General features: G+C 55.3%; 16 protein-coding genes. All 16 read left to right on the forward strand.

The window, feature by feature from the left end:
- The first annotated feature begins 15 nt into the window (after positions 1-15).
- Positions 16-462, forward strand: coding sequence for a hypothetical protein (locus E8K88_RS11915; RefSeq protein ID WP_136406896.1), 447 nt, complete (start codon positions 16-18; stop codon positions 460-462).
- Positions 455-2,854 (forward strand): portal protein, encoded by a 2,400-nt coding sequence (locus E8K88_RS11920; RefSeq protein ID WP_420813574.1) that lies wholly within the window; start codon positions 455-457, stop codon positions 2,852-2,854. Before E8K88_RS11915 ends, E8K88_RS11920 begins: the two co-directional genes overlap by 8 nt.
- Positions 2,851-3,924 (forward strand): hypothetical protein, encoded by a 1,074-nt coding sequence (locus E8K88_RS11925; RefSeq protein WP_136406898.1) that lies wholly within the window; start codon positions 2,851-2,853, stop codon positions 3,922-3,924. The genes E8K88_RS11920 and E8K88_RS11925 overlap by 4 nt, the downstream gene beginning before the upstream one ends.
- Before the next feature lie 286 nt (positions 3,925-4,210).
- Complete coding sequence (locus E8K88_RS11935; protein WP_136406900.1) at positions 4,211-5,326, forward strand: N4-gp56 family major capsid protein; 1,116 nt, start codon at positions 4,211-4,213, stop codon at positions 5,324-5,326.
- Between the two features lie 66 nt (positions 5,327-5,392).
- On the forward strand, positions 5,393-5,848 hold the full coding sequence (locus E8K88_RS11940) for a hypothetical protein (RefSeq protein ID WP_136406901.1): 456 nt from the start codon (positions 5,393-5,395) through the stop codon (positions 5,846-5,848).
- A 62-nt stretch (positions 5,849-5,910) separates the two neighbouring features.
- Positions 5,911-6,189, forward strand: a complete 279-nt coding sequence (locus E8K88_RS11945; protein ID WP_136406902.1) for a hypothetical protein — start codon at positions 5,911-5,913, stop codon at positions 6,187-6,189.
- A gap of 3 nt (positions 6,190-6,192) precedes the next feature.
- Positions 6,193-6,798: a hypothetical protein gene (locus E8K88_RS11950; RefSeq protein ID WP_136406903.1), complete on the forward strand. Its 606-nt coding sequence runs from the start codon at positions 6,193-6,195 to the stop codon at positions 6,796-6,798.
- Between the two features lie 8 nt (positions 6,799-6,806).
- The gene (locus E8K88_RS11955) at positions 6,807-7,427 is read left to right on the forward strand and encodes a phage adaptor protein (protein ID WP_136406904.1); all 621 of its coding nucleotides are present in this window, start codon (positions 6,807-6,809) and stop codon (positions 7,425-7,427) included.
- A gap of 41 nt (positions 7,428-7,468) precedes the next feature.
- Positions 7,469-7,909, forward strand: coding sequence for a phage tail fiber protein (locus E8K88_RS11960; protein ID WP_136406905.1), 441 nt, complete (start codon positions 7,469-7,471; stop codon positions 7,907-7,909).
- 2 nt (positions 7,910-7,911) lie between these two features.
- Positions 7,912-8,919, forward strand: a complete 1,008-nt coding sequence (locus E8K88_RS11965; protein WP_136406906.1) for a hypothetical protein — start codon at positions 7,912-7,914, stop codon at positions 8,917-8,919.
- Positions 8,916-9,218, forward strand: coding sequence for a phage fiber-tail adaptor protein (locus tag E8K88_RS11970; RefSeq protein ID WP_136406907.1), 303 nt, complete (start codon positions 8,916-8,918; stop codon positions 9,216-9,218). The genes E8K88_RS11965 and E8K88_RS11970 overlap by 4 nt, the downstream gene beginning before the upstream one ends.
- Position 9,219: 1 nt before the next feature.
- Positions 9,220-11,004, forward strand: a complete 1,785-nt coding sequence (locus E8K88_RS11975) for a pyocin knob domain-containing protein (RefSeq protein ID WP_136406908.1) — start codon at positions 9,220-9,222, stop codon at positions 11,002-11,004.
- Between the two features lie 23 nt (positions 11,005-11,027).
- A complete protein-coding gene (locus tag E8K88_RS11980; RefSeq protein WP_136406909.1) occupies positions 11,028-11,456 on the forward strand; it encodes a hypothetical protein in 429 nt (142 codons plus the stop codon).
- Positions 11,457-11,506: 50 nt separating this feature from the next.
- A complete protein-coding gene (locus E8K88_RS11985; RefSeq protein WP_136406910.1) occupies positions 11,507-12,190 on the forward strand; it encodes a DUF7338 family protein in 684 nt (227 codons plus the stop codon).
- Positions 12,191-12,545: 355 nt separating this feature from the next.
- Complete coding sequence (locus E8K88_RS11995) at positions 12,546-13,202, forward strand: glycoside hydrolase family protein (RefSeq protein WP_240754500.1); 657 nt, start codon at positions 12,546-12,548, stop codon at positions 13,200-13,202.
- Positions 13,202-13,711, forward strand: coding sequence for a lysis system i-spanin subunit Rz (locus E8K88_RS12000; RefSeq protein WP_136406912.1), 510 nt, complete (start codon positions 13,202-13,204; stop codon positions 13,709-13,711). Before E8K88_RS11995 ends, E8K88_RS12000 begins: the two co-directional genes overlap by 1 nt.
- Position 13,712: the final 1 nt, after the last annotated feature.

Below are 13,712 nucleotides of genomic sequence, written 5' to 3' on the forward strand. Positions count from 1 at the left end.
CCGTCCGATCCAATCATGCGAAAACCTCTGCTATTGCAATCAGGGGTAACGATGGGCATTTCGATCAACACTAAGCGAGCACACAAGGTACGGCACTTAGGTGACCTGACCGTGATTTTGACGTGGGTCAACGATGAGCGCGCGCTGGTGCTGCTGCCAACGCACAGGCCTGGAGCGCCCTGGTACATCGTGATGGACAGCGCTGCATGGCAATACGACGACATGGCCTATCTTGCCCGTGCATCAATCAAAGCGGCCGAAGTGCTGGGCATGCAAGGCAGCGAAACAAAGATCGGTTCAATCCTGCATGACCACCTTGGCGACCTGGTGACCATGCCCAGCGCGCCGCCGGTGGAAAAGACCAAAACCACGTTTGGCGAAATGCGCGCCATGGCCGATGGCCAATTGATCGGCGGTGAAGAGATCCGCATGGATCGCGCAGAGGGTCCAGTCTATGGATGATGTGCGCACCAATCACCGGGTGGCTGGCGATTCTCTCTTTGATGACGAGTCCTTAGAGGGCGCCAAGCCCGGCAGCCCCCTCGATAGCGACGAATCCCGTGCGCTTTTGCGGCAGTTGCTGGCGTGGCTGTATGACGAGCGTGAGTTGCAGGCCGAGAACCGTCTAGACATGGCCATTGATGCCGACATGTACGACGGCATGCAGTGGCGGCCAGAAGATGCGGCAGAAGTTGAGCAGCGCGGGCAGATGCCGCTGGTGTTCAATGAACTGGCCCCGATGATCGACTGGATGATTGGCACAGAACGCCGCAGCCGCGTGGATGCCAAAGTTCTGCCGCGCTCCGAAGACGCGGTGAAGATGGCCGACATCAAGACCAAGGTCATGAAGTACATGAGCGACGTGAACCGCGCTGTGTTTGTGCGTTCACAGGCTTTTGCTGAATCAGTCAAGTCTGGCTTGTCGTGGATCGATGACGGTGTACGCGACGATCCGACCAAAGAAAAACTCTACAAAACCCACGAGTCATGGCGCAATGTGCTGCACGACTCGCGCGCTGTGCGCAGCATGGACTTGAGCGGCTGCCGCTATGTCTTTCGTTGGCGTGATATCGACTTAGATGTGGCGCAAGCCATGTTTCCTGAGCGGGCTCGGTTGCTGGAAGAGGCGGCCATGGATTATTCCGCACTGGCTACTGAGGATGAATCCCTTGATGGCTGGGGTGGGCCAATGGCTAGCCATATGGCAGAGACGCGCGCCATGATTCGGCGCGGCGGCACGGGCTCAATGATTGCGGGACCAGGCGGGCAAAGCCAAGCGCGGCGCGTTGTGCGCATCTATGAGTGCCAGTATCGCAAGCCTGAGCAGTCGCGCATCGTGGAGTCAGGGCCATTCCGTGGCTCCATCCTGTCTGAATTTGACCCAATTGTCCAAGCCATCATGGAGCAGGACCAATCACTGGGCATCGTGGATAAGGTGGCTATGCGCATGCATGTGGCGGTGTTTGTGCCTGGCGGCATGCTGGCTAAGGGGCCAGCACCGTGGCGGCACAATGATTTCAGCCTGACACCAGTGTGGTGCTTTCGCCGCTCGCGTGATGGCGCGCCTTATGGGCTTGTGCGCCGTGTGCGTGATCTGCAGCTGGATTTGAACAAGCGTGCCAGCAAAGCCAACTTCCTAATCAACAGCAACCAAATCATCGCAGAAGAGGGTGCAACGGACGATTGGGACAATTTGCGCGACGAGGCGAATCGGCCGGATGGGGTGCTCATTAAGAAGCGCGGCACTGAGCTCACAATTCGCCGCGACTCTGAGCAGGTCGCCGGCCAAGTGCAGATGATGCAGTACAACGCCGCTGCGATCCAAAAAACTGGTGGTGTGGCTGACGAAAACCTTGGTCGCCAAACCAATGCAGTGTCAGGCGAGGCAATCAAGGCGCGGCAGCTGCAAGGCTCCGTGGTAACGACTGAGCCATTTGACAACCTGCGCCTGGCCACCCAGCTATCCGGCAGCAAAGAACTGTCATTGATCGAGCAGTTTGTCACCGAAGAAAAGGTGATTCGCCTTGTTGGCGAGAAAAACCGCATTGACTGGCAGAGGATCAACCAAGTTGAAGTGGATGCCACTGGACAAGTACGCGTGCTGGATGACATTACCGCGAGCATGGCCGACTTTGTGGTGTCTGAGCAAGACTATGCCGGCACGCTGCGTCAGGTGATGTTTGACAGTATCAATGCATTGGCCATGAAGGTTGCGCCCGAACTGGGTCTGCGCTTGATGACCATGGCCTTTGAATACTCCGATTTGCCCAATAAGGATGAGATCGCCAATGCATTCAGGCAAATCACTGGCGATAAAGATCCAGATCAAGAACTGAGCGAAGAAGAAGTGCAGCAACAGGCCGAGCAGGCCCAGCAGCAAGCCGAGGCGATGGAAATGCAGCGCCAAGATGCCAAGCTGGCACTGGAAGAGCGGCAAGCCAGAGTGCGCGAGATCAATGCACGCGCCTCGGAGCTTGAGGTAAAAGCCCAGCAGGCGATGCAAGCGGGCCAGGTGACTGGCGAGCAGGCTGGCGCGGTTGAGAGCGAGGCATTGCGTGCTCGTGCCCAGGCGCAAGACGAGATTGAGCGGCTCTCCATGCAGTTGGCGCAAAGCCAAGGCGAGATTGCCCGCCTCAAGGCGCAAGCCGCAGGCGAAACGGAGCGTGCCCGCATCGATGCCGAGGCCAAGGTGCGTGTAGCCCAAATCAATGCTGGTACGGACACGAAACTGGCCAATATCACCAAACGCCTTGATGCACTCGCAAGCGACTTTGCGCAGGCGCAGCGCACAACCCCAATTCAAAACCAAGCGGCCACGGAGCCGCAGCAACCACCACAGGAGTCTCGGGTATGACAAATCAAGTCAATGCATATGAACCAACCGACGAGGAAGTCGCGCTATCCCTTTTGTCACCCGAAGAGCGCGAAGCCCTTGGCTACGAGCTGGAGCCAGAGCAGGGCGGGCAGAGCGCCAAGGGCGGCGATGATGAAGACGACGACAACGACCGTGATGACGACGAAGAAGGCGACACTGCGGGCGAAAAAACGCCTGGTGATGATGGCGCACCTGATGCAGGTGCAGCAGCCGCTTCTGCGCCAGACGAGGCGGCAATGCCGGAAGTCAATGACCCTGCAGCCGCTTCAGCCACGCCAGTGGTGCAGGCGCCAGTGGCTGCGCCAGAACCTGCTGGCATCTACCAATACAAGCTGCCGGACGACTATGGCGACCGCGTGAAGGCGTTGCAGGACAAGTTTGAGGCCTTGGACCAGCGTGTCGAAGATGGCGATCTGACCAGCTCTGAATACGCCAAGGAAGTGCGTGCACTCACGCGAGAGCAAAGCGAGCTGGATTCAATTCAAGCCCGTCATGACATTGCCAAGGACATGGCGGAGCAGGCGCAGCAGCAGGCTGCCCAGCGCGAAGTCGGACTATGGGAGGCTGCTGTGGCAAAGCTGGTGGATGAAGTTGAGGCTGATGCAACGCTGAAAGATAAGCCAGACTATCGCAACGATCAGCGCGTTGGTGCGGCGCTGAGCCAGCAAGTGCAGGCCATCATGGCCGCGCGCGGTATTGATGGAACGCAGCCCATTGCCGACAAAGAGGGTTTGCTGCGCGATGCGCATCGCGCACTGCACTTCCTGCGCACCGGCACGATGATTGGCACATCGCCAGCTCCAGCGGTAGCAGTCGCTTCTGATGCGGTGAATGCCAAGGCAGCCAAAGAGAAGGCAGTCAAGCAGCGTAAGGCTGATTTGAGTTCTGCGGTGCCAAGTCTTGGAGCGCTGCCAGGGGCAGACTCAGGCACTGATGGCGGTGAGTTCGCATCTTTGGCCAGTTTGGATGGCGACAAGCTGGAAGACGCTCTTGGCAAGTTGGCGCGCAGCAACCCTGCGGCTTATAAGCGCTACATGACTGAGGCTTAACACAATGGCATTGACGCTTGATTTGCGACCCGGAGAGGCGCTGAGCATTGGCGATGTTGTGATTCACTATGAATACAAAAGCGGCAATGCTGCGCGCCTGCATATTGAGGCCGCGCCCAGTGTTCCAGTGCGCAAGGCGGCGCCTGATGCACAACAAAAGTCTGCCATGGCTCAGGCCCCTACGGTTCCAATCATGCGGAAATAGATCAAGGGTTCAAAAAGTTAACCCCTCCCTTTGCGAGCGCAAGAGTGCTGCGAGGTCAATCAAACCTTTCAGGAGAAATAAATGGCTCGTACTGTGGTGGGCGTTAATGACGCCAAGGCCGTCAAGAAATACAGTGCCGCCCTGGCGATTGACACATCGCAGAAGGCGTACTGGAACCAACGTTTCATGGGGCGCGGCGCTGATGCTGAAGTGCCCCTGCAAATCCTCACGGATCTGGAATCGGATTCGGGCGAAGAAATCAAATACGACCTGTTGGCCGAGCTGCGCATGGAGCCGGTCGAGGGCGACGACATTCTCGAAAACAAGGAAGAAGCCCAGCGCTTCTTCACGGATTCGGTCTACATCGACCAGGCGCGTTGCGGTGTCAATACAGGTGGCCGCATGACCCGCAAGCGCACATTGCACGATCTGCGCGAGAAGGCGCGCCGCCAGCAATCCAACTGGTGGGCGCGATTCATGGATGAGTTGTGCTTTATCTACTTGTCTGGTGCGCGCGGCGTGAATGACAACTTCTTGGTCCGTCAAGGCTACGCTGGTCGCGCTGGCAATGAGTTGACTGCGCCAACTGAGAACCACCGCTTCTATGGCGGCAGTGCAACCTCGTTTGCCAACTTGGCCGCCGCCGACAAGATGACGCTCGGCATGGTGGACACCCTTGTGACTCGCGCCCAAACGCAAGGCGGCGGTGCCACCGACATCCCTGTGCTCCAGCCCTGCAAGATCGACGGTGAAGACCACTTCTGCATGGTGATGCACACATGGCAAGAAGATGACCTGCGCAAAGAATCTGGTGGTGCAAGCTGGTTGGACATCCAAAAAGCGCTGGCCACTGCAGTTGGCAAGGCATCTCCGATCTTCAAAGGTGGCCTGGGCATGTACCGCAACGTGGTGCTGCATTCGCACCGTAATGTGATCCGTTTCGACAATGCAGGTGCAGGCGCAAATGTGCAGGCAGCACGCGCATTGTTCCTCGGTTCGCAGGCTGGTGTAGTGGCCTTTGGCTCGCCTGGTACTGGTTTGCGTTTCGACTGGCACGAAGAGTCTCGTGACAACAACAACCAGATCGTCATCACCTCGTCTTCGATCTTCGGCATCAAGAAAACGGTGTTTGAAACTGATCGTGGTGCGCAAGACCACGGCATCTTTGCTCTTGATACTGCTGCGGCCAGCCGCTAACGGTCAAGGGCTGCGCTCAGGTGAGCGCGGCTCGATCCACTTAAACCTCATTCTTAGGAGTACGTCATGGGCTTTCAAACCCCTAACGACTGGATTACTGGCCGCAAGCCGGTGCCTACTCAGTCCGATACGAACATCAGCGCGCCACGCTTTGTGCAGATTCTTGCGGCTGCAGATTCCGCCGCCAATAACGTGGGCGTGATTGGCATTTTGCCCGCTGGCACCACACCAGCACTGCCGTTGCTGGTAGATGCGAGTGCATTGGGCGGCACTGCCGCTATTTCGATTGGCATCCTCAATGCCGATGGCAACGATATCTCTACTGCTGCCGTCGATGGTGGCGCAGCTTGGGCCACTGCTGTAGCTGTGGCTGACGCAGGGGCCGCTCAGATTGAGCCAACTCAAGCATTGCTGGCGGTCAAGGCTGCTGGCTATGACCGCAAGATTGCCGTGAAATTCACTGCGCCTGGCGCTGCTGCCGGTGAGCTGGGCCTGACAGTGGCCTACCGCTCGCCGAACTGATCGACTTTGGTGGAGAGGTTTTGGCCAGCTTCGGCTGGCCTTTTTTTAAGGAGCGTTGCCACATGAAGTTGATGAGCAGTTTGGTGCCCCGTAAGGATGGAACGGTGTTGTTCGCCTTCGGTGCTGCCACGTACAAGTTTCTGCCCGCCGGTCAAGGTCAGACGGTTGCGGACGTGGATGACCCTGAGGCTGTGCGCCATGCGCTAGCAACGGGTAATTTCTATCCTGCCTCAGAAGAGGACGAGGATGCTGCAGAAGCGCTTTTGAGTAATACTGCCTCGCCTGAGCCTGAGCCGAAAAAGCAGACCCGAAAGCGCGCAGTTGGTTCTAGCGCGGAGTAAGCAATGCGGCTGGCCGAATCCATTTACCCAGATCTGCTGCCTACGCTGCCTGGTATTCCTGAGCCTCGCGTGGAGCGGGCTCTTGTGCGTGCTGCACAGGAGCTGTGTCGGCGTGCGCGCTGCTGGAAAGAATGGACAGACCCGGTGCGCACGCGTGGTGCAGGTGAATACGACGTCGATTTGCCAAGCTATGCGCAAGCCGAGGTCGTTGAGCTGATGACCGTCAACGGCAATCAGCGCGACATGCTGCCATATGGCTTGCTACCTGAAACTCCCGCAGATGCACGAGGCGCAAATATTGTGCCTGGCAGACTGCAATTCCATGTGACAGGCAACTATGCAGACGGCGCGGAAATCCGCTTTCGTTTGGTTTTGGTGCCCACCGATAACTCGCCCGGTGTGCCCGATTCAGTCTATGACCAGCACAGTGAATTGTTAGCCATCGGGGTCCGATCGATTTGCATGCTCGACCGGGATAAGCCTTGGACGGATTTGCAAATGGCAGCAGTCAATGCTCAAGCCTTCAGCGCCGGAATTGCCCGTGCAACTGTGCGAGCTTGGCGGGGCTACACCGACGGCACGCGCCGCGCGCGAGTGGGGTGGTGCTGATGCGAGCCATGGAATTGATCCAGTCTGCGGCCACAGAACTGCAAGACGCTAGCCACATCCGTTGGTCAGTCGCGGAACTGGCTGGCTTCATCAACGATGGCCAGCGTTACGCGCTCTCCAAGATGCCTGCCGCAACCTCTGACGAGCGTGTGCTGGCCCTGGCTGCCGGTGTTGCGCAAACGGTGCCAGCCGACTGCTTTGGTCTGCTGGACTTGGTGCGCAATGACGGCACCAGCAAACGCGCTATTCGCCAAGTTTCACGCGACGATTTGGATGGCAGTGCACCAGGCTGGGCTTCTGGCTCACAGCGCAATGCTGTTATCCACTTTATTCAAGACCCCAGAACGCCAAAGCGTTTTGATGTGTATCCGCCCGTGGCGGCCAATGTGCCAGTACTGGCCATTGTTGCGCGCACGCCTGAATCAGTTGCTGAAGATGGCACGGGCGAAATCGCCATGCGTGAGGAGTACACGGAAGCATTGCGCCATTACTTGCTGTTTCGTGCGTGGTCAAAAGACGCGGAATACGGCGGCAACAACGCTATGGCTTCGGCACATTGGGGTGCATTCACCGAAGCACTGGGCATTGTGCCAGCGCGTTCATCGACTGGCGCAGACCCAACACAGTAAACAACCATCGGCGGCCTATGGGCGCCGAATAAGGAGGATCTATGTTTTCATCTACATTTGCCAATGAGTTGGCGCGACTGGTGTTTCAAGCAGTCCCAATTGCAGGCATTGCTGATAACGCCGCGGCCTCTGCTGAAACCCAATTGTTTGTTGCGCTACACCGAGCGGACCCAGGCGCCGCAGGCACACAAGCAACGAGTGAGGCAAACTACACCGGCTACGCGCGTGTGCCGGTGATCCGCACGTCAACTGGCTGGACTGTGAACAACAACGTCGTGCGCCCGGCGGCTACCGTGGAGTTTCCAGAGATGACTGGCGGCGCAGAGCAAACAATCACCCATATCACAGTGGGAACGACGCTGGCCGGTGCTGGACGTGTGTACTTTCGCGGTGCAATTGCCCCAACCATCGAGTGCAAAGTCGGGGTGGTTCCGCGACTGCGCGACACGACAACCATCACATTGCTGACCGCAGCCCCCTAACCATGAGCGCGGAGTTCGGACTCAGCGAGTTCGCCCGACACGAGTTTGCGAAAGACCCGCGCACCTATGTTGAGGCGGTGGGCCTCGCCGTGTTGGAGGCGCTTCTCGCTCCAAAGATGCAAGCCCTGGTCAATGCGACCGGAAATATAGGCAGTCCTGGCGAACTTGATCCTGAGTTCCAGGTACTGGCTACGACCGATGCAGAGATCGAGGTGATGGCGCAGGCCGTGGCTCGCATGCAGATAGTTGCGCCTGCCGTGGGCGCAGCTCGTATGGTCGTGGAGGCTGCCGCTGTAGGTGGAGCAAAGGCCAACGCAACAGCGCTGGCAACATGGGCTGTCGTTTTCCGTGCGTCAGGCTTGCTTGATGCGGAGGCCGCCATAGAGGCTGCCGTGGAAGTAGCGGGTATTAGCGGCAGTGTGAACAAGGCGGCAGCGAGTAGTAGGGCGCAAGTTGCTGTGGTGGCGCGGGTGCAGCAGGTGTACCGCGCAGTTGCATCCGCTGTTGGAACGGCAATATTTCGGGGCGCTGTGTCAGCGGTTGCAGCAGCCAGGGCTACATCACAGCCGCAGACCCTTGTAGAAGGGCGAGGATCTGCTTTTGCCTCAGCACAGTCAGATGTACTGTGCGCAGCGCAGGTCCATGCCGCGTTTTCGGTATGGGCTACGGCAGTGTCTGGGATTGAGTTGCAGGCAGCTGTGACTGCGGATGGCGGCTCTATCTTGCGCGTCTACACGGTCATGCAGGCCACGCTTGCGGCTCTACTTCAGGGGCATACCTCAGTGGCAGCAAATGCAGCCGCTATGGTCACGCTAACCACATTGCTGGCTGCGGCAGGTCTTTGGTACTTCAACACAGCGGGCCAGATCAGGGCGATGGCTCTACTGGAAGGCGTGCGCGGTTCAGCCAGGCTGACGCGGATGCCAGAAGCATATAGGACATTCGACCGGCCGTTCGTGAACCGCGAGTTCGTCCGGCCACAGTCTGTAAGGGAGTTCGTTTCAACATGACAGTTTTCAAACCGCCAGAGGCGAAGCAGCCATGGGAGCGCATGGATTACGCTGTCACGTACCAAGATTGGCTCAATGGCGGTGATGTGCTTGAGGACGTTGATGCGTTTGTTGAGTGCATCACAGATCCTGCTGACATCAGCTTGTTAGTTGATGGCGTTGAGTTCACCGCAAATACGGCCAAAGTTTGGATTGCCGGTGGTACGGCTGGCAATCGTTACAAGGTGACGGTCCGTTCAACAACGCAGCAGCAGCGCCGTGATGAATCGGAAATCATTATCACAGTCAAGGAGTATTGAGATGGCTGAACTGTTTTGGAATGCTGGCAAATACAAACTTGCCTCGCCTGTATCTGCAAGCCAGACAACACTAGAACTGGAGAGTTATGAACAAATACCTGCAGGAATTGGCCCAAACACATTCCGCTTAGTGTTGGAAGATAAAGACGGAATTGAGGTTGTTGTTGTTCGAGAAGTGACTGTAAGCAGCGGAGCAATTACAGGATTGGCTAGAGTGCTTCGTGCTCAAGAAGGTACTAGCGCAAGGGATTGGGTGGTCGGCACTACAGTAGGCAACCGCTGGACTGCAGCGTTAGCGAGAGCAGCTCTGGCCCCTCCTGACCAAATGAATAACCCGTATGGTTCAGGTCTTGTGCCTTCGCAATTTGCCGTACATGCCAGTAATGCGTATTACGGTGAAAAGCCTGGCACTGAGACTATAGATTGTAATAATCTACCTAATGGGTTTGCTGGATGTGTGAGTGCTGCATACGCATTAAGCGCACCTGAAGATGTTAGTGCGCAATTTTGGATAAGCCAACAAAAAGTAGATAACTTCAATAATTGCGTACAAACTATATACAGTATCGATGATCGCAATCAGATTATCCCAACACGGGTATGGAGAAGAACAGGAGTAATTGGGGGAAGCTCAGAGTCTTGGACGAGTTGGGCAGAATTTTCCAACAAAGGTGAATTGCTGACTGTGACTGATGCTAACAACATCAAAGGGAGTGGGGCGTTTTATTTTACTGGGTCTTTATTGCAAGCTACGTCTGCTAACTTTCCTGCAATTAGCGGTGCTCCTACGGATACTCTGCGGATTGTAGTTGCGCAAAACCTTGCCCCGTTTAGTGCTGGAGTACAAGAAGCAATAGTGTTTTCACAAAACTGGAATGCAGATATTACGCGCAAATTTGTGCGAAATAGGAGATCTTCTGGATGGTCTAAATGGAAAGAAGTAGACGTAGGTATATTAGAGCTGAACAAAAGGCATATATATAGATCATCTACAAATATGGAAGTACCTGATCATCTAAAAAATACTGCATTTTCGATGTACGCGATTGTTATAGGTGGCGGCGGTGGCGGTGGAAGTACAGGAACTACAGCAGGATTTAAGAGTGGAGGTGGCGGAGCAGGCGGTAAATGGGAAGGGTATATACATTTTCCTGCAGGGACAACTGTCATTAGTATTACTGTGGGGGCAGGAGGATCTGCTGGAGACACAGTAACCACTACCATAGGCAATGCAGGAAAGGATGGAGGGTTTACTTCTGTCCAAGGAAAGACTTCTAGCGGTAGTATTACTGCCATAGTTACTGCTGGAGGTGGTGGTGGCGGTGGGGCAGGGGCACCTTTAAGTAATCCATTGCTTAATGGCCGCCGTGGTGCTGCATATGATGCTTCAGGTTTAGGTGGGGGTGACGGATCTTCTAGAAGCACACACTTTGCTGGCAGTGGAGGTTCTGTGTCCAGAATGACAACAAAGGCTCTAAGCGCTACAGGATTAGGAGCTGCTATAGGGGAAGCAACCTACACAGCGCCAACAGATTATGCTGAAACACCTGAATACGAAATTGTTGTTCCTAAACTAAATAACGGGGATACGCTGAAATATACATCTGGAGCAGGAGGACAGGATTTTGGTACAGGGTATCCTGAAAGCAAAATTAGTTCTAGGTATATAGGTGCAGGAGGTGACGGAGCAGCGAACGGAGCAAATAAAGTAGCTGTAGCAGGAAGTAGAAAGGGCGGTGACGGTGTTGTAGGTGGAGTTATATTGTTTTTCTCAAATCCCGGCTAACCAAACCCATACTAAAAGAGTATATGAATAAGATAGCAGTCATAGAAAACAGAAAAGTAGTAAACATTATTGTTGCTACTATTGGATGGGCGCAAGAATACTACGAAGCAGTAGATATTACTGATATGCCTAATGTCGGGATAGACTACACATACACAGAAGAAGGAGAATTTATTCCTCCTGAAGAAATGCCTGTAGCCATTCCTGATGTGTATCAAATTACCCGAAGACAGGGCTTAATTGCCCTATTTCGTGAAGAAGGAGTTAAAGATTCTGATGTTCAAGCCATCATCGACTCTATTGAAGATCCTGGAAACAAATACGAGGCACAATTAGAGTTTATGAATGCTGCTTGGGAAATAAGCAATCCTTGGGTTATTCAATTCGCTACTGCTCTAGGGCTTACAAAAAAGCGACTTCAGGAGTTATTCAATATAGCTGACACGCTCTAAATAACAACACACCACCACGGCCTGCGGGCCGTTTTATTTGATTGGATTCAATGAAATACATCCTTTTTTTCTGGTGTGCTTGGAACGTTCCAGCGATATTGCTTGCACTTTTCTTTTGCTCTATTCCTTGGAAAGAGCGTATTGCAGTAACGCGCTCTATGTTAAATGCCGCTGTACGTGGTACTCTATTGCTGCCCATTGATTTTATTGCGCCGGCAATCGTTCCAATTGGGCTGTTGTTTACTAAGTGGGAGGACGAAAAGCTACCCAAGCTATTCCGGTTGTGGGATAACGATGTGAGTATCAATGGCGACCTGCGCGAGCCTGATGGCGCTTTATCGCAGGTGCAAAGTAATAAGGATGACCGCATTGTATACGACGCAATTGTGGCACGCAACTATTGGGCCAAAGGCCAGCACCCGCGTAGTTTTTGGAGCCGGTATGTGTGGCTTGGCTGGCGTAATCGCGCCTCCTGGCTGGCGATGAAGCTTGGCAAAAGGTTTGTTGAGGCTTCTTTTCAGCAATGGGGCGATCCAGCAACAGGCAATGGCCACCCCGGGCGGACGATCAACGAGCATGACGGTGCATATCAGCTCTACATCGTACGCAAATTTGGCCCGTTCCAATTCAGATTCAATTGGGGCTTCAAGATTTGGGGCGGCGCATCACTTGGCAGGACGTACGCACCGGTGGTTAATACATCCTTCAGTTTGAAGAGGTGGAAAGCGCGGTGAAGTAGTTGGCTGGGTGCCCGTTCCTTGCTACATAGAAGCGAGCAACGGAACTTATGAAAAGAGCACTTACTGCTTTACTTGCCCTGATTGGGGTGCATCAGCACCTGAATGCGCAGCAGAAGCACGATTTGGCCACAGCAGGATTGGCGGTAACGCCAAGTGCGAGTATGTCAGTCGTAACGCATGCCAAGAGTGATGTGTGGGGGGTAACTCCGGCAAACATGGTGGCATGGGTAACGTGCTTATTTATAGCGCTGCAGATTGGCCACTTAATCTGGAAGTGGCGCACTCAGGCGAGGTTGGCGCGCATCAAAGAGGCGGGGCTTGACGCAACTTGCACGGAGCTAGATAAGCTATGACGTCCAGAGTCCCAGAGCCCATAATCCGCTACACCACTGCGCTGCTGCTTGGCCTAGGTGTTATGGCTGGCGGCATCTACGTTGGCGATGCTCAGTTGGATGCAAACAAACTGGCTGCCGCACAGCGCAATGAGTACGTGCAGGCAGCCGCAGCAGACCCCGACACCAGTCTTGAGGTCAAGTTGGCTATGGTATGGGCGCAGTTCTACGAATCCAGCATGCAGCATGTGGGCTATGCCTACGTGGATCGCAATGGCCGTGGTCAGCCACTGACAGTATGTGCGGGCATCACAGGGCCAGAGGTGCTGGCGGGAAAGTGGTATACACCCAACGACTGCTACGAGCTGGAGAAGCGCCGCTACCTAGAGGCCGAGCGTGTAGCGCCTCAGCACTTGCGCTACTGGTCAAGCTACGACCCATTTGCACGCGCGACCTTCCTGGATTTTCTGCATAACAAAGGTGCGGAGAATTTCTCCACGTCGACGATGAAGCGAAAAGCAAACGCTGGCGATTTGGCTGGCGCATGCCGTGAAAACCCACGTTGGAATAAAGGCACAGTTAACGGAGCGCGCGTTGTGCTGCCTGGATTGCAAATTCGGGGCGATGCCAATAGCGAGATTTGCAGCTCTTGGCGGTTGCAGGAGGCCGGCTAATGCGTTGGGTCTGGCTTTGCTTACTGGTGCTGGGCCTGCTGTGGGGGTGGACTGAGCGCGAACAGCGCTTATCTAATCAGGTGCGACATGCGAAGGTAGTGGCCTACTACGAGAAAGCGTTTCGTAGCATTGCAGAAGACAGCGCAAAAACGATTGCCTCAATTGCCACGATGCGCGTGCGCATGGGTGAGTTGGTTGCGGGCATCGATGCCCGCGTGAGCATGGAGGTGCGCAATGCACTGGATGAAAACGAGCGTGAGCGCAGCGGTGTTGCTGCTGGCACTGTCCGGGTGCGGTACGTTGCCGCCAGTTGCCCAAGAGCCACCAGTGCAAACAATGGTGTGCCCGAGGCCGCCAGCACCTCCGGCTTGGATGATGGAGCCGGCATCGAACTCAGTCGAGAGGCTGGACAAGATGTTCTTGCGCTCCGAGCGGAACTGATTCGAGACAGGGCCAAGATTACAGGCCTTCAGGAGTACATCCGCGCCATGCGTTTGCAAGAGGAGTAGC

Source organism: Lampropedia aestuarii (assembly GCF_004803635.1).
Classification (GTDB): domain Bacteria; phylum Pseudomonadota; class Gammaproteobacteria; order Burkholderiales; family Burkholderiaceae_C; genus Lampropedia; species Lampropedia aestuarii.